Annotated in this window: 20 protein-coding genes; 8 read left to right on the top strand and 12 right to left on the bottom strand. The window is 63.5% G+C overall.

Annotated elements, in window-relative coordinates; genetic code table 11:
• Positions 1–20 precede the first annotated feature (20 nt).
• From ASU23_RS04635 to ASU23_RS04625, 3 genes are all read right to left on the bottom strand, one after another.
• Positions 21–779 carry a hypothetical protein gene (locus ASU23_RS04635; protein WP_030536220.1) on the bottom strand — a complete coding sequence of 253 codons (759 nt, stop codon included), beginning with the start codon at positions 777–779 and terminating at the stop codon, positions 21–23.
• Positions 779–3337 carry a bifunctional FO biosynthesis protein CofGH gene (locus tag ASU23_RS04630; protein ID WP_003945208.1) on the bottom strand — a complete coding sequence of 853 codons (2559 nt, stop codon included), beginning with the start codon at positions 3335–3337 and terminating at the stop codon, positions 779–781. The genes ASU23_RS04635 and ASU23_RS04630 overlap by 1 nt, the downstream gene beginning before the upstream one ends.
• Positions 3338–3455: 118 nt before the next feature.
• A complete protein-coding gene (locus tag ASU23_RS04625) occupies positions 3456–3644 on the bottom strand; it encodes a hypothetical protein (RefSeq protein ID WP_003945217.1) in 189 nt (62 codons plus the stop codon).
• 82 nt (positions 3645–3726) lie between these two features.
• Here ASU23_RS04625 and ASU23_RS04620 point away from each other — a divergent pair, with 82 nt between their 5' ends.
• On the top strand, positions 3727–4230 hold the full coding sequence (locus ASU23_RS04620; RefSeq protein WP_007726268.1) for a PH domain-containing protein: 504 nt from the start codon (positions 3727–3729) through the stop codon (positions 4228–4230).
• On the top strand, positions 4227–5798 hold the full coding sequence (locus tag ASU23_RS04615; RefSeq protein ID WP_081305368.1) for a PH domain-containing protein: 1572 nt from the start codon (positions 4227–4229) through the stop codon (positions 5796–5798). The genes ASU23_RS04620 and ASU23_RS04615 overlap by 4 nt, the downstream gene beginning before the upstream one ends.
• Here the strand turns inward: ASU23_RS04615 and ASU23_RS04610 are convergent.
• The 6 genes from ASU23_RS04610 to typA all read right to left on the bottom strand — a co-directional run bounded on the left by ASU23_RS04610 (position 5758) and on the right by typA (position 12155).
• Positions 5758–6603: a uroporphyrinogen-III synthase gene (locus ASU23_RS04610; protein ID WP_003945251.1), complete on the bottom strand. Its 846-nt coding sequence runs from the start codon at positions 6601–6603 to the stop codon at positions 5758–5760. The two genes, ASU23_RS04615 and ASU23_RS04610, sit on opposite strands and share 41 nt — an antisense overlap.
• Before the next feature lie 51 nt (positions 6604–6654).
• Positions 6655–7071, bottom strand: coding sequence for a hypothetical protein (locus tag ASU23_RS04605; protein ID WP_054782417.1), 417 nt, complete (start codon positions 7069–7071; stop codon positions 6655–6657).
• A gap of 92 nt (positions 7072–7163) precedes the next feature.
• Entirely contained in the window at positions 7164–7322 is a 159-nt protein-coding gene (locus ASU23_RS34200; protein ID WP_003945210.1) for a hypothetical protein, read from the bottom strand.
• 107 nt (positions 7323–7429) lie between these two features.
• Positions 7430–8314, bottom strand: coding sequence for an N-acetyl-1-D-myo-inositol-2-amino-2-deoxy-alpha-D-glucopyranoside deacetylase (mshB, locus tag ASU23_RS04600; protein WP_058037417.1), 885 nt, complete (start codon positions 8312–8314; stop codon positions 7430–7432).
• Positions 8311–10095 carry an ABC transporter family substrate-binding protein gene (locus ASU23_RS04595; protein WP_058037416.1) on the bottom strand — a complete coding sequence of 595 codons (1785 nt, stop codon included), beginning with the start codon at positions 10093–10095 and terminating at the stop codon, positions 8311–8313. The genes mshB and ASU23_RS04595 overlap by 4 nt, the downstream gene beginning before the upstream one ends.
• Before the next feature lie 152 nt (positions 10096–10247).
• Entirely contained in the window at positions 10248–12155 is a 1908-nt protein-coding gene (typA, locus tag ASU23_RS04590) for a translational GTPase TypA (RefSeq protein ID WP_007726276.1), read from the bottom strand.
• A gap of 324 nt (positions 12156–12479) precedes the next feature.
• Between typA and ASU23_RS34195 the strand changes: the two genes are divergently transcribed.
• Complete coding sequence (locus ASU23_RS34195) at positions 12480–12656, top strand: hypothetical protein (protein WP_003945207.1); 177 nt, start codon at positions 12480–12482, stop codon at positions 12654–12656.
• On the opposite strand, the gene ASU23_RS04585 is transcribed toward ASU23_RS34195, so the two are convergent.
• Entirely contained in the window at positions 12634–13059 is a 426-nt protein-coding gene (locus ASU23_RS04585; protein ID WP_007726279.1) for a (deoxy)nucleoside triphosphate pyrophosphohydrolase, read from the bottom strand. The genes ASU23_RS34195 and ASU23_RS04585 overlap by 23 nt on opposite strands.
• A gap of 16 nt (positions 13060–13075) precedes the next feature.
• Between ASU23_RS04585 and ASU23_RS04580 the strand changes: the two genes are divergently transcribed.
• The 3 genes from ASU23_RS04580 (at position 13076) to ASU23_RS04570 (ending at position 14870) form a co-directional block, all read left to right on the top strand.
• On the top strand, positions 13076–13378 hold the full coding sequence (locus tag ASU23_RS04580) for a 4a-hydroxytetrahydrobiopterin dehydratase (RefSeq protein WP_003945236.1): 303 nt from the start codon (positions 13076–13078) through the stop codon (positions 13376–13378).
• A gap of 271 nt (positions 13379–13649) precedes the next feature.
• The gene (locus tag ASU23_RS04575) at positions 13650–14393 is read left to right on the top strand and encodes a hypothetical protein (protein WP_003945233.1); all 744 of its coding nucleotides are present in this window, start codon (positions 13650–13652) and stop codon (positions 14391–14393) included.
• Positions 14394–14471: 78 nt separating this feature from the next.
• Complete coding sequence (locus tag ASU23_RS04570; RefSeq protein ID WP_042448789.1) at positions 14472–14870, top strand: hypothetical protein; 399 nt, start codon at positions 14472–14474, stop codon at positions 14868–14870.
• Here the strand turns inward: ASU23_RS04570 and ASU23_RS04565 are convergent.
• Positions 14861–15319 carry a MarR family winged helix-turn-helix transcriptional regulator gene (locus ASU23_RS04565; protein WP_003945257.1) on the bottom strand — a complete coding sequence of 153 codons (459 nt, stop codon included), beginning with the start codon at positions 15317–15319 and terminating at the stop codon, positions 14861–14863. The genes ASU23_RS04570 and ASU23_RS04565 overlap by 10 nt on opposite strands.
• Positions 15320–15404: 85 nt before the next feature.
• Between ASU23_RS04565 and ASU23_RS04560 the strand changes: the two genes are divergently transcribed.
• Together ASU23_RS04560 and ASU23_RS04555 are read left to right on the top strand one after the other, a co-directional pair.
• Positions 15405–16835 (top strand): MFS transporter, encoded by a 1431-nt coding sequence (locus tag ASU23_RS04560; protein WP_054188751.1) that lies wholly within the window; start codon positions 15405–15407, stop codon positions 16833–16835.
• A 235-nt stretch (positions 16836–17070) separates the two neighbouring features.
• Positions 17071–17571: a nuclear transport factor 2 family protein gene (locus ASU23_RS04555; protein WP_054781908.1), complete on the top strand. Its 501-nt coding sequence runs from the start codon at positions 17071–17073 to the stop codon at positions 17569–17571.
• On the opposite strand, the gene ASU23_RS04550 is transcribed toward ASU23_RS04555, so the two are convergent.
• Entirely contained in the window at positions 17558–18340 is a 783-nt protein-coding gene (locus ASU23_RS04550; protein WP_007726300.1) for a DUF1906 domain-containing protein, read from the bottom strand. The two genes, ASU23_RS04555 and ASU23_RS04550, sit on opposite strands and share 14 nt — an antisense overlap.
• Positions 18341–18647: the final 307 nt, after the last annotated feature.

Here is an 18647-nt window from a genome sequence, read left to right as displayed (position 1 = left end):
GCAGGCGGGGGTAACACATTTCAGCCTACTGCGGTGAAGTTCCTCGACCGAATCGCGATCCACTTCTCCCCCAGAGCGGCCGCGCGTACCAGTGCGCCCCGCTCACCGAGGTAATCCGCCACGACGCCGACCACCGGAATCTTGCCGATGATCTCGTACGGTTTTGTCCGCGACGGCCGCTTGTGCAACTCGTCCGTGATGGCACGAAAAGTCTTGGACGTGCGCCACAACGTTCCGATGAGCGCGAACGGGCGCCAGGTCTCGTCGGCGCCGCCGGCTGATTTCTCGGCGAAGTCTTCTCCGGTGAGAAGCTCTCGAGACTTCGTCTCACGCCGGCACAGCACCGACGCCAGGAGGTCCACCTGCTGATCCCGTTCGGTCACTCCGTGTTCACGGGCAACCGCAACGAGCACAACGGCCTGATTCGCGAAGGCCAGCAGGTCCTGGATCGGCAACCGATTGAGGAGGACGCCGAAGATGCCGGGAAACGCGACGGCGACGGTGTTGAGTGCACCCAACCGGGTCGTCCACCACTTCGAGCGCTGCTCGTCGGTCATCACCGACCACGCCGCCGTCCCGGGGAACTTGACGACGTCGAGGACCCAAGCGGCCGCGTCCAACACCATCGCAGCAGCGTTTCGCTCGGGATCGGTCGGCTCGAACGTCCGACGTTTGATACCGAGCGGATCGCTGTAGGCGAGGTCGAGAACCGGGTTGATCCCCCACACCGCTCGATCGAGAACCTCGACGACCTTGCGGTCCCCCAGTACGTCAGCCATCAGGCAATCGCTCCTTCGCGTCGTGCATGTGTGGTGGTTCGTTCGCGTGCCGGGCGTCCGATTCCCTCGGCGATGGCGCGCAGTTCTGCGACGGTCTTCTCGGAACCGTGTTCGGAGCCGGCCATCCGCGAGATCGTCTCCTCCATCAGCGTTCCGCCGAGGTCGTTGGCGCCGCCGTTGAGCATCATCTGCGTTCCGGTGATACCAAGTTTGACCCAGCTGGTCTGGATGTTGGGTATGCGGCCGTGCAGCATGATGCGTGCCAACGCGTGCGCAGCGCGGTTGTCCCGATTAGTCGGCCCTGGCCGTGAAGCGCCCGCCAGGTACAGGGGCGCGCTCTGGTGAACGAACGGCAGCAGCACGAACTCCGTGAATCCGCCTGTACGGTCCTGGATTCCGCGAAGAACGTTCAGGTGCCCGACCCAATGGTGCGGCTGATCGACATGCCCGTACATCATCGTCGAACTCGACCGCAGCCCCACCTCGTGGGCCGTGGTGACCACTTCGATCCATTCCGCCGTCGGCAGTTTGCCCTTGGTGAGGATCCAGCGCACCTCGTCGTCGAGGATCTCCGCTGCCGTACCGGGAATGGTGTCCAGGCCCGCCTCACGAAGGGCCGTCAGCCAATCCCTGATGCTCTCACCACTGCGCGATGCACCGTTCACGATCTCCATCGGAGAGAACGCGTGGACGTGCATCGACGGCACGCGCTTCTTGACGGCCCGGACCAGGTCGGCGTAACCGGTGACGGGAAGTTCCGGATCGATACCGCCCTGCATGCACACCTCGGTTGCGCCGGCGACGTGCGCTTCCCACGCACGGTCGGCGACCTGCTCTGCCGACAGCGTGAACGCGTCGGCGTCACCCTTGCGCTGCGCGAACGCACAGAATCGGCAGCCCGTGTAGCAGATGTTGGTGAAGTTGATGTTCCGGTTCACCACGTAGGTGACGTCCTCGCCGACGGCATCCTTGCGCAGCGCATCCGCCAGTGCCACAACGGCTTCCAGGCCCGGGCCCTCCGCCGTGGCGAGGGCCAGGTACTCGTCGTCGGAACATCCGGCCGGGTCGCGTTCGGCACTGCGGAGCGCAGCCAGCAGATCGGTGTCGACGCGAATCGGAGCACTGAGCTCGAGAACCTGTTCGCGCACGGTCTCCCAATCGCCGAACGCACTGCCCAGGTCACTGCGGGTCTCGGTGTTGCGCCCGTCCGTGTCGATCTCGGTATTGAGATCGACGCGTCCGCTCGATTCCCACGACTCGTCCGGTTCCTGCCACGGCCGACCCACCGGCTTGGTGTCGGGCAAGGCGAGACCGGTCTTGGGATCCGCCAGCGCCTGCACGTGACCCGCAATACGCGGATCGATCCACGGAGCCCCGGCCAGGACATATGCCGGCTGAGCCGCAGTGCGTTCGGTCAGCGTGAAGCCGCCCTCGGCGCTGATCTCGGCCAAGGTCTCGAGATTCGGCCAGGGACGCTCGGGGTTGACGTGATCGGGGGTCAACGGTGATACCCCGCCCCAGTCGTCCACGCCTGCGCCGAGCAGCGCGAGGCACTCGCTGTTCGAGACGAGATTCGGCGGACTCTGAATCCGCATCGTCGGCCCGAGCAGCAGGCGTGCGACGGCGATGGCCGCGAGAAACTCGTCGAGTCCCGCATCAGGCGTATTGCGCATCGCGGTATCAGGCTTGGCCAGGAAGTTCTGAATGATCACTTCCTGGATGTGGCCGAACGCCTTCTGCGACTTGCGTATCGCCATGATCGACTCGGCACGCTCGAGGAAGTTCTCCCCGATGCCCACAAGAATTCCGGTGGTGAAGGGGATGTTCAGTCGGCCTGCGTCGGTCAGGGTGCGTAGCCGAACCGCCGGGTCCTTGTCCGGGCTGCCGTAGTGGCATTCGCCCTTGTCGGTGAACAGGCGGGTTGCGGTCGTCTCGAGCATCATGCCCATCGACGGCGCAACGGGCTTGAGCCGCGAGAGTTCCTGCCAGCTCATCACACCGGGATTGAGGTGTGGGAGCAGTCCGGTCTCCTCGAGTACCCGGATCGACATCGCCCGCACGTAGTCGAGGGTGGAGTCGTAGCCGCGTTCGTCCAGCCACTGCTTTGCTTCCGGCCAGCGAGCCTCGGGGCGATCACCCAGCGTGAACAACGCTTCCTTGCAGCCCAATTCGGCGCCTGCCCTGGCAATGTCCAAAACCTCGTCCGGCTCCAGGAACATGCCGTGCCCAGCGGCACGCAGTTTCCCGGGCACCGTGACGAATGTGCAGTAGTGGCACTTGTCCTGGCACAGACGGGTCAGCGGAATGAAAACCTTCCGCGAATACGTCACGGTGTTCGGCCGACCCGCTGCCAGCAGCCCGGCATCGCGAACCTTGGCCGCTGAAGAACACAGATCGGTCAGATCGGTTCCCCGTGCCTGCAGCAGCGTTGCCGCCTCGTCGACGTTCAGGGTCGCTCCGTCGCGTGCACGACGGAGAACTCGCCGCATCGCCGACGCTGACGGGCCGGGCGACGGACTGGACGAGGCGGACGCGGAAATACCTGGCATCGGAAGCATGGTGGGTTTGCCGGAGTCATCACCAGTTCGGTTCACCTAGCGATCATGCGCCATGTGGGACGACTAGTGCCACCCGGTGCCAGAAGTAGGCGGCCTCACCGCCCCGACACCGCCTCGATCACGACGGCCGGTAGTCGTCGTCGACCGCAACCTCGACTCGTTGATCCACCACGTCAGCCACTGGCGCGTCGAGCGGAATGTCGGTCAGATCGGGTTCTTCAGGGGCGTTCGGATCTACGGGTGTCGATTGTTCGAGCGCATCTGATTCCGGAGCCTCCGGGTCGAATGTCGCATCTTGTTCGGTCATCACGTGCTCCCTTCGCGGTCGCCACACTCCACGATAGGGCCGATGTCGACAGATCGCCCCTCACTCGACCAAAGTAGTGCCCATGACTGCGCCGCAACCGCTGACCATGGCCGACCCGTTATGGCGACCCAGCACCAAAGCCCCGAGGCTGTGGGCAATCACTGCCTCACTGTTCTGGGTACCCGTCATCGTCGCCGAAATCGTCTGTGCCGTCTTGATACCCGGAATCCCGTCCTGGGTGGTCGGCACCGTATTCGCAGTCACCGTGCTCTTCGCTGCCACCTACATTCTGATGGTCCCGGCGTGGCGGTATCGCGTCCACCGATGGGAGATCAGTGACACCGCGGTATACACCCGCACCGGCTGGTTCACCCAGGAGCGACGCATCGCACCGATCTCGCGCGTGCAGACCGTGGACACCGAGCGCGGACCGATCGACCGCATGTTGGGTCTGGCAACCGTCACGGTCACGACAGCGTCGTCGGCCGGGGCCGTGAAGATCTCCGCACTCGACCAGGAAGTCGCCGACCGCACGGTGGCTCAACTGACGGAGATCGCGGGTACCAACGTGGGAGACGCGACGTGAACGAGAAACAGTTGGGCGACCCGACCGCGATCGAGATCCCGGTAGAGGCGGAAACGGCAGCTGCCGAGGCCGCGGAAGAGGAACAGCCCTGGCTCCGCCTCGACCGACGCATGCTTCTGGTCCACCCCGTCAACGAAGTCGTCAAACTGCTCCCGGTCCTACTCGTCTCCGTAGTTCTCGGCAGCCAATCCGGAAACCACTGGTGGGGACTCGGCGTCGTCACTCTGCTCGTCATCTTCGGTTTGTTGCGGTATTTCACCACCACGTACCGAATCGGACCCGTCCACGTTCAACTGCGCACCGGGGTCTTCCAGAAAAAGCTGCTCTCCGTCCCGCGTAGCCGCATCCGATCCGTCGACGTCGAGGCCGGGGTCATGCACCGGTTGCTCGGACTGTCGATCGTGCGCATCGGTACCGGCCAGCGCGCCGGGAGCGGCCACGATTCGAACAAGTTCGAGCTCAACGCCCTGTCGACCGCCCTGGTTCCGGACCTACGCGCCGCACTGTTGGCCGGCGCCCAGCAAGCACGGCGACTGGAAACCCCGGGCACGCCGGTCGAAAGCATCACCGAACCGGTCGACACCGAAATCGGTCACTGGGAACCGAGTTGGGTTCGCTACGCCCCCTTTTCGTTCACCGGAATCGCCATCATCGCAGCCATCATCGGCATCTCGTTCCAATACGGCATCGGCACTGCCGTCGCGAAATCCTCGGCAGTGAGCGACAGCTTCGACTCACTCGAGAGCCTCGGCATCGCACTGATGGTCGTCATCGCACTCGTCGTGCTGCTGGTGCTGTCGAGTGCACTCGCCTGCGTCCAGTACCTGATCGCGTTCGGCAACATGAAACTCACCGACAACGGCCGCATCCTGCATGTCAGTCACGGCCTGTTGAAGACTCGGCAAACCACACTCGACCGCGCCCGCCTCCGCGGCACGACGCTCAAGGAACCGCTCCTGCTGCGATTGGCCCGCGGCGCGCGGCTCGACGCCATCATGACCGGGGTCAGCGCCGAGAAGAAGGAATCTTCGCTACTGCTCCCGCAGGGACCGCGCAGGGAAGCCGAGCGAGTGATGGCCACCGTGATCGGTGACTCACGCCAGGCGTCCGCCCCGCTGATCCCGCACGGCCCGGCCGCGCGGCGTCGCCGGTACACCCGAGCACTGTTCCTCGCCGCGGTGGCGTTCCTGGTCTGTGTGGCGTGCGCGGCTTCTGGACTCGATGTACCGATCTACGCGTGGTTCGGGGTCGCCGTACTCGCCATCGGTGGCACCGCCCTCGCCTTCGACCGATACAACGGCCTCGGCCACGCAGTACTACCCGGATGGTTGATCACCCGAAACGGCTCGCTCGATCGCCAGCGTCACAGTCTCGAATCCGAAGGTGTCATCGGATGGACGGTGCGCGAGACGTTCTTCCAACGACGCGCGGGAGTGGCAACCGTCGTCGCCGCGACGCCCGCCGGCACCGGAAGCTACGAGGTGATCGATCTCCCCGCCGAGAACGCGTGGGCATTGATCGAAGCCGTCACTCCGGGCGGTGGCGACGTGTGGGCAGGTCGTCGATGATGAGCCGCGCCAGCGAACCGAGACGCGATCGCTCCGGCTGGATGGTCGGAACACCGAGGAGTTCCAGCGGGGCGGCCGTCACCGGTCCGACGCAGTAGGTCGGTACCGGTCCGCGCATAGCTGCGACGAACCGCTCCAGCTCGCCCATTTCTTTTGCCGTGCTGAGCATCGAGGAGACCGCGGGGGCACTGGTGAAGGTCAGCGCGTCGATCGCACCGGAACGAACTGCAGCGACCAACGCGCGGACCGGCGACTGATCCGGCGGCCGGATCCACCGATAGACCGATACCGGAGTGACAACCGCGCCGATGTCGGCGAGGGAGGCGCTCAGGTCCGTCAACGGCTCCCATTCGGTGATGGTGCCGTGCAACTGGACTGCGATGCGCAAGCCTGCCACTCCCTCGCTTCCGAGATGTGCCAGAACTTCCTCGGACGACTCACCCGAAGGCGACCATTCCTCGCGCAGTCCGGCGCCTCGGATGGCACCCGTCGCCTTGGGGCCGCGGGCGATGATGCGCGTGTGGGCGAGAGCCCCGAGGAACTCCTCGGTCAAACCCCACGAGGCGACGGCGTCGAGCCAACCCCTGAAGCCGATCCCGGTACTGATCACGACCAATTCCGGAGGATCGGCAATCAAAGCGGACGTCTGAGTCCTCAGGTCTCGATCGTCCACCAACGGCAGCACATGGATCACCGGTGTCCGCACGATCTCCGCGCCTCGACGTTCGAGGAGCGTCGCAAATTCTTCGACACGCCGTTCTGCGGTCAAGGCGATAGTCGCACCCGCCAAATCATGTTCAGCCACAGGCTGAGTGTCCCTTATGCACGGGTCAGTTTCCTACGCGCGCGCCGAGAACTATTGCGAGCTGAGGGTGGCGAGTCTGTTGATCGCCACTTTGAAGAGGAAAACGGCGGCCGGAGCGATCGCACCGACCAGCAGCAGGAAGGTCAGAGGGGACGAAAGCACGAGTACGTCGCCGCCGGGGCCGCCCACCATGCACACCAAGAACCCGACGATCCAACCGGCGAGCGGCAATGCGGCCCTACCCGGCGTCGTAACCGTGCGGGCGGCGATCACCAATACGAGGTTCGCGGTCGCGGCTACGAGAATGCTGATGGGAAATGCCGTCGTACCGAGATGAGTCGGCAAGAACAGGACGGACAACACCGCGCACAAGAATCCGTCGAAAATCAGGACGCCGAGGATGACAGGGTCGAGCCACGACAGCGACGTTCCTGTCGAGGCGTCCGTGTTGTTCTCGACGCTCGTCATGGTTTTGATAGTGGTCTATCGGTCGTCATCGCGCGAGCGCGGGGTCCCTCCCGACAAGCACCCCGGCTCGCGCCCGAAAAGCACGAAGCTGATCAGGGAACCGGCGGGAACCCGAGCAGAGTCAGCAAATGACTCTGCTGATCTGCGAATGCGTAGAGCGACCCGTAATACAAGTCGTGGTAATAACCAGCCATCGGACGCAACGAATCGACGAAGGCGACGATCTGGTTCTGCAGGTCCCAGTTGTACATTTCTTCAGCCCCCAGGCTTTGCTGTTACCGAAAGGACCACCCATCCGGTGACACGCATCACACACCACTACGGCGTCGATCGCAATGCCTGTGAGCCGACGCCCAGGTCAGCTGTGCAGCCCGCCGAACAGATCGCGCTCGCGGCCGTCCTCACCCACCGGACCGAGCGCGCCGGCGGCCAATACGAAATGCTCGACCGTCAGGATCGGTTGGACCACGTTGTTCGACAATGCGAACTCGGCTCGACTCGGGGCTACCGTCACCTGAGTGGCGTGGGCGCTCAATGCCCTCGCCTTCGCATCGATGACGCCTCGAACGTCGATTGCCGTCGTCACGTCTGTGTCCTCGACGCTCGGCAATTCCCCGGGCTCGGGCAGACGCCAGTTCTCCGGGAACTCGGAAATCGCCGCGATGCCGCGTTCGAGTCCGCTGCGCTCGGTCACGGTCCAGTAGAACTTCGGAGTCGACCACGGCTCGCCGGTCTCGGGATACGCGGTCGTTCCTGCAGCTTCGACCGCCGCTGTCGTGATCGCGTGCGCCTGGATGTGATCCGGGTGCCCGTAGCCGCCGTTGGGGTCGTACGTGATCACGACGTGCGGCCGAATCTCACGAATGACGGCGACCACCGCGCCGACTGCTTCGTCGAGTCGAGCATTGACAAAAGCACGGGGATTGGCGGCCGAAGGTGTGCCGATCATTCCGGAGTCGCGATACCGACCGGCACCGGCGACGAAGCGAGGAGCGGCACTGCCCAAAGCCGACAAAGCAGCGCTCAGTTCCGCGATCCGGTAGCCACCGAGTTGATCGGCCTCGGAAGCCACGAGCCCGGCCCACGCATCACCGATCACTTCGCCTTCCTCCCCCAACGTGCAGGTGAGGACTGTGACCTCGACGCCTTCGGACGCGTATCGCGCGATGGTGCCACCGGTGGTGATCGTTTCGTCGTCCGGATGTGCGTGTACCAACAGAAGTCGCTTCGCCGACGCGGTCACTTTTCCACCCTCACCCAGTCCGTAGCGTTTCCGAATATCCCCACCTGCACCGGCCCGTCGAGGACCACGCCCTCGACTCCGGTCCCGACCGCGACCAGCGCTCGGCTCTGCACGATCGGCAAAACCGCCGCAAGATCCCACAGCCTGGGTTCCGCATCGGCGATCAACGACCCCAGATCCCCGATGCCACTGAGCGCTTCGTCGATCCGACCTTGCAACGCCGGATCACACAGCCCGGACAGGTTGCTCGGAGCCTCGACGCTTGTCGTTCGGATGGGCTCCGGTGTCTGCGACGGCGTCGGTGCGGGCACTGCCGAACTTGTTGCCGGAGTGGAAGGTGCGCTCGGGCAACTGAACCGCGAGGCCAGCGAAGTGGCCGTGTCGGCGCCTGCCCGGTTCCAACCGACGATCATGTCGACGCGTCCTGTCGTCAGGTCCTCGCCGTAGAGTTCCTCCGGCGCCACCGATTCGACGGTCGCCAGGATTCCCACGTCACGCAATTCGTCGGCAGCGGTGTTTGCCACGGCGATCGCGATGTCGTCGTTTTCGGGAGCGCCGATCAGCAGTGTCAACTGGGCGCCGTCACGGACGATCGATCCGACCGTTCCAGTGCCCGTGACGATTCCGGTGGGCGGTGCCGTCAGGTAGCCGGCTGCGGTCAGCTCGCCCAGCGCCTGCTCCCTGGTCGGTTTCGGCGGCGCGGTGGGCGCATATCCCGGATCCGACGGAGCGAGGATCTGAGCTTTCACCGGGGCCGACGCCGATTCACTCCCTGCCGCCACCACGGCGAGCAGGTCCGGATCGAGCAGTCCCAGAACACCTTTACGCACCCGAACATCCGCGAAGTTCTTGCTTCGCCCGTTCACGTTGATGTCGAGAGTGCGCGGAACGTAGGAGAATGCCGTCCTGACACCCGGGATTGCAGACAGCTGAATATCCGTGGCACTACCCGAATGAACCTGCGCCACTTGGGCATCGTCGGTACGCAGCGCATCCGCCAACTGCGCAGCCGTTCCTCCGCGTCGCAGAACTATCTGATCCGGGTCTGAAGGCTTGCCCCAGAATCGGTCGTTGCGTTCGAGCACGATTTCGTCCCGGCCGCGGTCGACCGAGCGCACGTGAAAGTGGGCTCCCGACACCGGAATCCCCTCACTCAGGCCGGTGCTGAAACCGCCGGGAGTGTCCTTGATCAGGTGGGACGGAAGAATATCGGTGAACAACTCTCGCCATGCCGGATACGGCGCACGCATCACGACGTTGACCGTCTTGCCGCCGCCGGACGAGTTCACGTCGTCGATCATCTGATAGCCCGCGGGATTGACCACACCGGGAACCGAGATCATCTGCTGCCACAGGTAGCGAAAGTCTTCTGCCGCAATGGGAGCGCCGTCCGACCATTGGGCTTCGTTGCGCAGTTGGTAGCGAATCGTGAACGGGGCCTCCGACGTCACTTCAGCGGAAACGAGGAAAGAATCGTCGATCGCCCACTCCGTCGCGCCAGGTTGTGTGGGCGAATTGATCGGGCGAAACGCACTGGGCAGTACGAGGTTGCCGACTGCGGAGTTGACCGGCGACTGATCCGCGAGCAGGTGCGGGTTGAATCCGCCTCCCACCTCGTCGATTGCCACAGTGACCTGCTTCATCGCCGGAACGACCGGAGTCGGTGTGGGCTTGACGGTTTCGGTGCTCTCGACCGGAGGCGGCGGATCGGCTGTACATGCAGTCAGTGACAACGCCGTCACTGCCACTGCCAACGCCAGGTAGCGACGTCCTGAGGCCACAGACAATTCCTTCCGTACGGGGCCGCGTCGCCCCTTTGCAACTCGATTCCCTGGCAGATCTTTCGCCTGGAAACCATGAAGGCGAATGTACCTTTCCGCCGAAAACTCGGCTGAAAGGCACATCCGCCTGTCAGGTTGTAACCGACGAAAGACTACAGAGCAGCCTTGTCGCGTGCCTTGCTACGTGAACGCTCGCGAGCGCGCTCGGTTGCGTTGAGGTGCACCTTGCGGACGCGAACGTCCTCCGGGGTGACCTCGACGCACTCGTCGCTGGAGCAGAACTCCATCGCTGCTTCGAGTTCGAGCTTGATCGGCTTTGCGAGGGTCTCCATCACGTCTGCGGACGACTGACGCATGTTGGTCAGCTTCTTCTCGCGGGTGACGTTGATGTCGAGGTCTTCCTGACGCGGGTTGATACCGACGACGTGTCCCTCGTAGGTGTCTGCGCCGGGCTCGACGAAGAAGGTTCCGCGGTCGGCCAACTGGATCATGGCGAACGGCGTCACCGTGCCGGAGCGGTCCGAGACGAGCGAGCCGGTGTGGCGCGCACGGATCTCACCGGCCCACGGGCCGTATCCGTCGAACACGGCGTTGGCGATACCGGTTCCGCGGGTTTCCGTGAGGAAGTCCGTGCGGAAGCCGATGAGGCCACGCGAAGGAACGATGAACTCCATGCGAACCCAGCCTGCGCCGTGGTTCGACATCTGGACCATCTTGCCCTTGCGGTTGGCCAGGAGCTGCGTGATGGCGCCGAGGTACTCCTCGGGGCTGTCGATGGTCAGCTCTTCGAAAGGCTCGTGAACCTTGCCGTCGACGAGCTGCGTGACAACCTGCGGCTTACCGACGGTGAGTTCGAAGCCTTCACGACGCATCTGCTCGACGAGGATGGCGAGCGCGAGCTCTCCACGACCCTGGACCTCCCACGCATCGGGGCGACCGATGTCGAGGACCTTGAGCGAGACGTTACCGACGAGCTCCTGGTCCAGGCGGGACTTGACCATGCGTGCAGTCAGCTTGTGACCCTTGACGCGACCGACGAGCGGTGACGTGTTGGTGCCGATCGTGACCGAGATTGCCGGCTGGTCGACGGTGATGCGGGGCAGTGCGACCGGGTTCTCCAGATCGGCGAGGGTGTCGCCGATCATGATGTCCGGGAATCCTGCGACGGCGCAGATGTCGCCGGCGACGGCGACCTCACCGGGAACGCGCTCGACACCGATGGTCGTGAGGAGTTCGGTGATCTTGGTCTTCGTGACGACGGGCTCGCCGTCGACCTCGCGGCACCAGGACACGGTCTGGCCCTTGCGCAGCTCGCCGTTGTGGATGCGAACGAGTGCGAGGCGACCGAGGAATGCGGATGCGTCGAGGTTGGTGACGTGAGCCTGCAGCGGTGCGTCGACCGAGCCCTTCGGCGCGGGGACGTACTCCATCAGCACCTGGAAGAGCGCGGTGAGGTCCTCGGCGTCGGGAGCCTTGCCGTTCTCGGGCTGCACGGTCGATGCCTTGCCTTCGCGACCGGACGCGTAGAGGACGGGAAGTTCGAGTGCGAGCTCAGCGGCTTCGGCGGCCTCGTCGGAAAGGTCCGATGCGAGGTCGAGGAGCAGGTCCTGAGCCTCGGTGACAACCTCTTCGATGCGGGCGTCGGGGCGGTCCGTCTTGTTGACGACCAGGATGACGGGCAGCGAAGCGGCGAGTGCCTTGCGCAGCACGAAACGCGTCTGCGGCAGGGGTCCCTCGGAAGCATCGACGAGCAGGACGACGCCGTCGACCATGGACAGGCCGCGCTCGACCTCGCCACCGAAGTCGGCGTGGCCGGGGGTGTCGATGACGTTGATGACGGTGATGGAACCGTCTTCGTTGACCTTATGTACTGCGGTGTTCTTCGCGAGAATGGTGATGCCCTTCTCGCGTTCGAGGTCGCCGGAGTCCATAACGCGATCGACCAGCTCGGCGCGCTCCTCGAACGCGCCGGACTGACGAAGCATGGCGTCGACGAGGGTGGTCTTGCCGTGGTCGACGTGTGCGACGATGGCAACGTTACGGAAGCTGGTGATGGTCACGCGATGGCTCTCCTGGCTGAGTTGATTCGGCCACGCGAAAGTCAAGTCGCACGGCTCTTCTGGTGGCCGCTGCACGAGTGTGTGATCCGAATCAGGGCACGAATCGCCTGAGAAGGCACCGCGGCCTAGTAAATACTACTCGCTCCGGGCTGATACTCCTGCATTGTGCGGCCTCTATCACCGCCCCCACCAGCGAATAGTGATCTGCACCACGCCGATGCGCGTAGGATTACGACCTGGAGAAACAGGTCATTTAAGGGTACGCTAACCTCGTTCCAAGAGCGGGCTCTCCGCCGTAGTGAAACAGGAAAGCCGCAGCGTCACATGGGAAAAGTCAAGGCAAGCAAGGTCTCGCAGCTCAAGCCGAAGAAGAAGTGCTGCCGCAAGAAGACGCGGTGCATCAAGTGTCCCGTCGTCATCATGCGGATGAAGAAGCTCGAGAACGAGGGCGCATCCAAGAAGGAACTGAAAGCGGGTCTCAAGAAGGCTCGTGCGGCGTAAGCGCGCTCAATTCCGCGAGTAACTCGGGGATCCAGGCTCGATCGTTGTCCACCAGATCCATCGACAACAGTTCTTCGGCGTCGACCCATGTCAATTGAGCATGGTCGAGCGCGACCGGTTCTCCCGACACCAACTCCGCCCGGTAGGCCCGCAGGACCAACCCAGGCGACAGTGGCACGTCGACGCCGATTCTGGCGCCGCATCTCACCTCGACCGCCAGTTCCTCGAGCAACTCCCGCGCCAACGCGTTCTGTGGCGATTCGAATTCTTCGACCTTCCCGCCCGGCAGCTCCCAACGACCGGCCAAAGCCGGCGGACTCGTCCGCTGCGCGAGGAGCAGCCTTCCCTCGCGGAAGATCGCACCGGCGACAACTTCCCGATCCCTTGCAGGTGCATCACTCATCGCACCATGATGGAGTATGGCCACTTTGTTGTCCGACTCCGCGATCCAAAACGCTCTCGACGAACTGCCCGCCTGGCAACTGTCGCCAGGGTCGATCACTCGCACGGTCGACTCCGCGACATTCCCGGACGCCATCGCGCTTCTTCAACGCATCGCGGCAGTCGCCGAGGCCGCGGATCATCATCCCGACATCGACGTTCGCTGGCGAAAGGTCACGTACACGCTTTCGACACACTCGGCGGGCGGTCTCACGGAACTGGACTTCGACCTTGCCCGTCGAATTGACGTACTCGTCGACGATTCGGTCCGTTTCGACTGATCTTCGAGTGAACAAACCTCGCAATCTGACGTAACAGTTGCATCAACTTTCACATAGATCACTTCAGTCACAGGTATGGTCGCCGTAAATCACGATCGAGGCCGGTCATGCCATAGACTCCCCCCGGTGCGTAGCTGCTCAGCAACTGAACAGCTGTACAACCCGGGGGCTCTGTACATAGAGTGACCCCTCGAGCCGTCAAACGCGGAGCTCGCCTAGGCGCCCGCGCGGTATGACTAAGGATGGGGAAACAGTGCTTCGAACCCGAGGTATGCGAAAGGCGTTCACCGCCGTCGCTATTGCCGCAGTAGCAGGACTGGCATTGCCGGCACAGGCAATGGCCGATCCGGCAGCACCGCCCGCACCCGAAAGTGTGCCGATCGAGTTCCTCGCATCGTTTGCGCCCGCCATCATCGGCGCCGCCGCAGGTCCGGCCGATGTTGCAGGCGGACCGCAGCAAGCGTTGCTCGACCAGGCTCGCGCGATCCTGAACTCCCCCGGCATTCCGCCCGAGATCAAGGCCACCCTCGAGAAGGTCATCACCTTCCTCGACGGCAGCGGCGGCGGCGGACCGGCGATCCCGGACGAGAACGCCCCCGTCATCGCGCAGTTCCTCTACCCGACGCTTGGCAAGGGCTGCATCTCGGCCACCGCCGATTCGGTCGGAACCGCACTTGCCGTTCCCGGCCCGGCTCACCTGCCTCCTCCCGGTCCCGCTGCCGGTCAGGCCGGATTCGTCTTCACCGCTCTCGGTACGGCTCCCGCCGTCGACGACCAGCCGGTGCCGATGACCGTCACCTGGGTCAACATCGACAACCAGCGCAGCGCCACCCAGAACTTGACCAACGCCGCACGCATCAACCCGGACGGCCCAGCCACTCTGTCGGCTATCGCCGATACCGGCCCCGGACGCGTTCTCTCGGTGATCAGCGGTTCGCTGACCACCCAGCCGGAAGGCGCAGATCGCATCACCTGCAGCTTCCTTCCGACCGTGGGCATGTTCGCGGTAGCTTGATCGAAGTCTTGTGAAAGGGACCCACCGAATTTCGGTGGGTCCCTTTTGCATCTCCGATCACCGTGATAGACCCGATAGATGGGACATCTACGAGTGGACATCACGCACGGTCGTCCAGAGAAGAAATCCGGCCCAGACCAGTCGATACGGTCACACAAGTCGACGCGATCGATACTGTCCATCCGATCCGAGGGGTCCATTCTCTCGATCGGATCGGCGTACTCGATCCTGTCGATCGGTAGCGTCGGCTCTTTTCTTTCGATCGGAAGCATCGGGTCTACGGCGTCGGTCCTGAGTTCGGGCTCGTTCGCCAGTCTCGGGTCCGCGCTGTCCGGTCTCTCACGTTGGTCACTGCTCTCCTGGCGTGGAAATCATGCAGCCCCCGAAGAACACCCGAAACTTGTTGTCATTGCGCCGGAATCGGATTCGAGCGATCCGGACCGCTCACTACGATCCGTCTCGCACTCTCAGACCTGATTCGGTCGCGGCCATTCGCGGCCTTCCAGCGCTTCGACCGAGGTATTGAATTGCCGCAGTAGGTCACCGAGCGCGAGACGCTGCTCCGGCGTCCACTCGCGGAGGACCTTTTCGACACCGGCTGTCGAATGTTCGCGATCAGCACGAAGTTTCGACAGCCCCTGCGCCGTCGGCCGGACCTTTCGCGCGAGCCCTCCGTCCGGATCCTCCACTCGCTCCACCAAGCCCTGACGCCTCAGCGCGCCGATCTGCCGGTTGATGGTGGAGATGTCGAGCGAGAAAGCGCAGGAGAGCTCCTTGAGGCTCATGGGATGTTGCAATTCCAGTCGACCGAGCAGTAGATACGCCGACCGGTCCAGATGAAGTTCGGCCCGTTGTGCGAGCGCGTGGTAACGCGAGAGCAGAGTCAACTCGTACTCGATATTCACCAGATCAGGGTCCCGGTCCATCCTCATATTGTGCAGACTACACACGATGTGTAGCGTGCACACTGGGGCGAACGCACCAATCAGAACACGCCATGGCGGGAGCCGCATGTCCGTTCACGCAGGGTCGTCCAATGTCGACGAGAAAATCCCCGACACGAACTACGCATCCTCGGGTCCAGTGCTCACCGTTCTAGGACTGTGCGGAATCGTCGTCGCCTTGATGCAGACGCTGGTAGTCCCCATCATTCCGCAATTGCCGCACCTGTTGAACTCCACTCCCGCCGACACCTCGTGGGCGGTCACCGCAACACTCCTCGCCGCCGCGGTGATCACGCCGATCAGCGGGCGCCTCGGCGACATGTTCGGCAAGAAACGAATGCTGCTGGTCAGTCTCGCGATGGTCGTTCTGGGCTCGGCCATCTGCGCGATCGCACCATCACTGATCGTGCTCGTTGTCGGCCGTGCACTTCAAGGAGCATCGGTCGGGGCAATTCCATTGGGCATAGCCATCATTCGTGACGTTCTTCCACCGAAGAAAGTGGCCGGCGCGATGGCGGTCATGAGCGCCACCCTCGGCGTCGGCGGTGCGATCGGACTGCCGATCGCCGCGGTGATCGCCCAGAATGCCAACTGGCACTTCCTCTTCGTCACATCGGCAGCGTTCGGGCTGATCTGCATCGCACTGGTTGCGTTCGTCATTCCCGAATCGACCGTACGACGCCCGGGACGTTTCGACTTCGTCGGTGCGCTCGGCCTCACCGTTGGTCTGATCACCCTGTTACTCCCCATCACCAAGGGCGGAACCTGGGGATGGGGCGACGCGAAAACCCTGGGGCTCCTTGCGGTTTCCGCGCTCAGCTTCCTGGTGTGGGGATGGTGGGAACTTCGACGCAACGCACCGCTGGTGGACCTCCGCGTATCGGCCCGGCCGCAAGTTCTCTTCACCAACTTCGCGTCGATCGCCGTCGGTTTTGCCATGTACGGCAATTCCCTGACGCTCCCCCAACTGCTCATGGCACCGACGTCCACCGGTTACGGACTCGGACTGTCCATGGTTGCAGCGGGACTCGCACTGGCCCCCGGCGGACTCGTCATGATGGCGCTCTCGCCCGTCTCCGCTCGAATTTCGGCGTGGCGCGGCCCGCGAATCACGTTGATGCTCGGCGCCCTCGTCATCGGATTGGGTTACGCCTTCGCATATTTCACGGTGTCGAGCGTCTGGCAGGTCGCTGTGGCCGGAATGTTCATCGGAGCGGGCGTCGGGCTCTCGTACTCGGCCATGCCGGCCTTGATCATGGGCGCAGTCCCCATCACGGAATCTGCAGCCGCGAACGGACTGAACTCACTGATGCGATCGATCGGCACGTCGACGTCTGCCGCGATCGTGAGCGTCGTTCTGGCCGGAATGACCATCACCGTCGGCACCGCAGTGATCCCCTCGTTCGAGGCGTTTCGTGCCACGTTCCTGATCTCCATCGCCGCCGCCGTCGTGACGATGGTGTTCGCCGGGTTGATTCCCAAACAGAAAGTCTCGTAGGGGAATCAACCCGGCGGAGGACTCACTTCTCCGAAGAGCCTTCGATGCTGCCCGTCTGCAACTTCGACAGAAGTGTGTAGATGAAATTGATGATGATATCCACGTGGTGCCCTCTCGCATAACGGGTCCCCGACCCGCCAACGACGGTACCGCAGAACCCTCCTGCATCGAATCGCCGACAATCAATTCTGCAACGTGTTCTAATTTGAGGCGACGACTACCCGAGGAGCCTTTCATGACCTGGACACGCACCGAACTCGAAGACGCCTTCGCGGGTTACCAGAACACCGTTGTCGAGTGCACTCGTTCCGGCGATTGGAACGCCTTCGCGGACATGTTCACCGAGGACGTCGTCTACGTGGAACACGCTTTCGGCACCCTCAATGGCCGAGAGGCCGTACGCAAGTGGGTCACTCGCACGATGACGGAGTTCCCGGGGCACCGCATGACCGAATTCCCGGCCAACTGGTTCGTGGTCGACCAGCAGCGCGGATGGATCGTGTGCGAGATCGACAACCCGATGGAGGATCCGGGTGACGGATCCAAGCACGGAGCCGCCAACATCACGATCCTGCATTACGCCGGCAACGGACTGTGGTCTCGCGAAGAAGACGCCTACAACCCGATGAACTTCCTGTCGATGGCAAAAGCATGGTGCCTCGCCGCGGAAGCGGCGGGCACCCTCCCCGATGACGCCAAGGCCTGGCTCGCCAAATTCGGCGCTATGGTGCGATAGATCCTGTCGGCAACGAGGATCCGACCGGCTGGGCCGGACCGACCGCACCGGCCAACGACCACTGCCCGTAGTCCCGAGTGAGGATCGAGTTCAGATCCACGCCGACGCCGTCGACCTTGCGCTTGTCGATCTCGAACTGATGCAGGTTTGCCCGCGGGTGCACATACCCTGCGGGTGAGCCCCAGTTGTGCTGCCAGAACCAGGTTCCGACGCCGGCACTGATCATTGCGTCGATCACGCGAGTGTTTCCGTAGACGCCGAGCGCTCCGTTGCCGACAACCGAGGCCCACCCCTCGAGGTACGGCGTGATCAGCGTAGTGATTTCAGTACTGGTCGGGTTGTCGTCGATCGACGCGTAGATCGGGCGACCGGACGGCCCACCAGCCGCCGCATGTAGTTCGAGGCCACGGGCAGCATGACGCTTGCCCGCTTCGCGGGCCCCGCGCCAGTCCGCCGTTCCGCCCTTGCCGAATTGATAGCAAGAAACGACTTGAAGTCCGGCCGCGGTCAACGCGTCGGTTTCCCGCGCCAGTACGGGCTTGCCGACCATCCAATCGGCGCCCGGGCGCCTATCCGAGACGTATCGAATGGCGCCCGCATACCCGGCGGCCTTGATTGCCTGAGCGGACGGCACACCGGCGGCGTAATCGAGCAGGGTCCCGAGCGAACCGGCATTGGCCACCGACGTCGTACCGCTCAATGCAGCGAGTCCGGCAGCCGCCGATCCAGCCGCTGCGTACTTGAAGAGGTTTCTTCGCGAGACGTGCACAAAGCTCCGATCATCGGCGTGTCCCGCTCGAAGTGGCGGGCAGGCAAGCTATCTTCTTTCGCTCGCATTCCACCACAGTCACATCAACCCCGCCATGCACTTGGTCAACAATGCTCACATTGTCACCAAATTGGACGCCTGACAGACAACAGTGGCCCCCGAAGGCATCGCCTTCGGGGGCCACTGAGTCGGCCTAGCGGCCGGAAGCTATCAGCTGAGCGAGGTGAAGAAGCTCAGAGCGCTGAAGAGATCAGACGCGTTGCTGAAGAAGTCGTTGAGGAAGGTGAAGGCATCCGAGAATTCTGCG

Source organism: Rhodococcus sp. KB6, assembly GCF_001445685.1.
Taxonomy (GTDB): Bacteria; Actinomycetota; Actinomycetes; order Mycobacteriales; family Mycobacteriaceae; genus Rhodococcus_F; species Rhodococcus_F qingshengii.
Note: the sequence above shows the minus strand (reverse complement) of the source record. Positions and strands in the feature narration are given on the sequence as shown.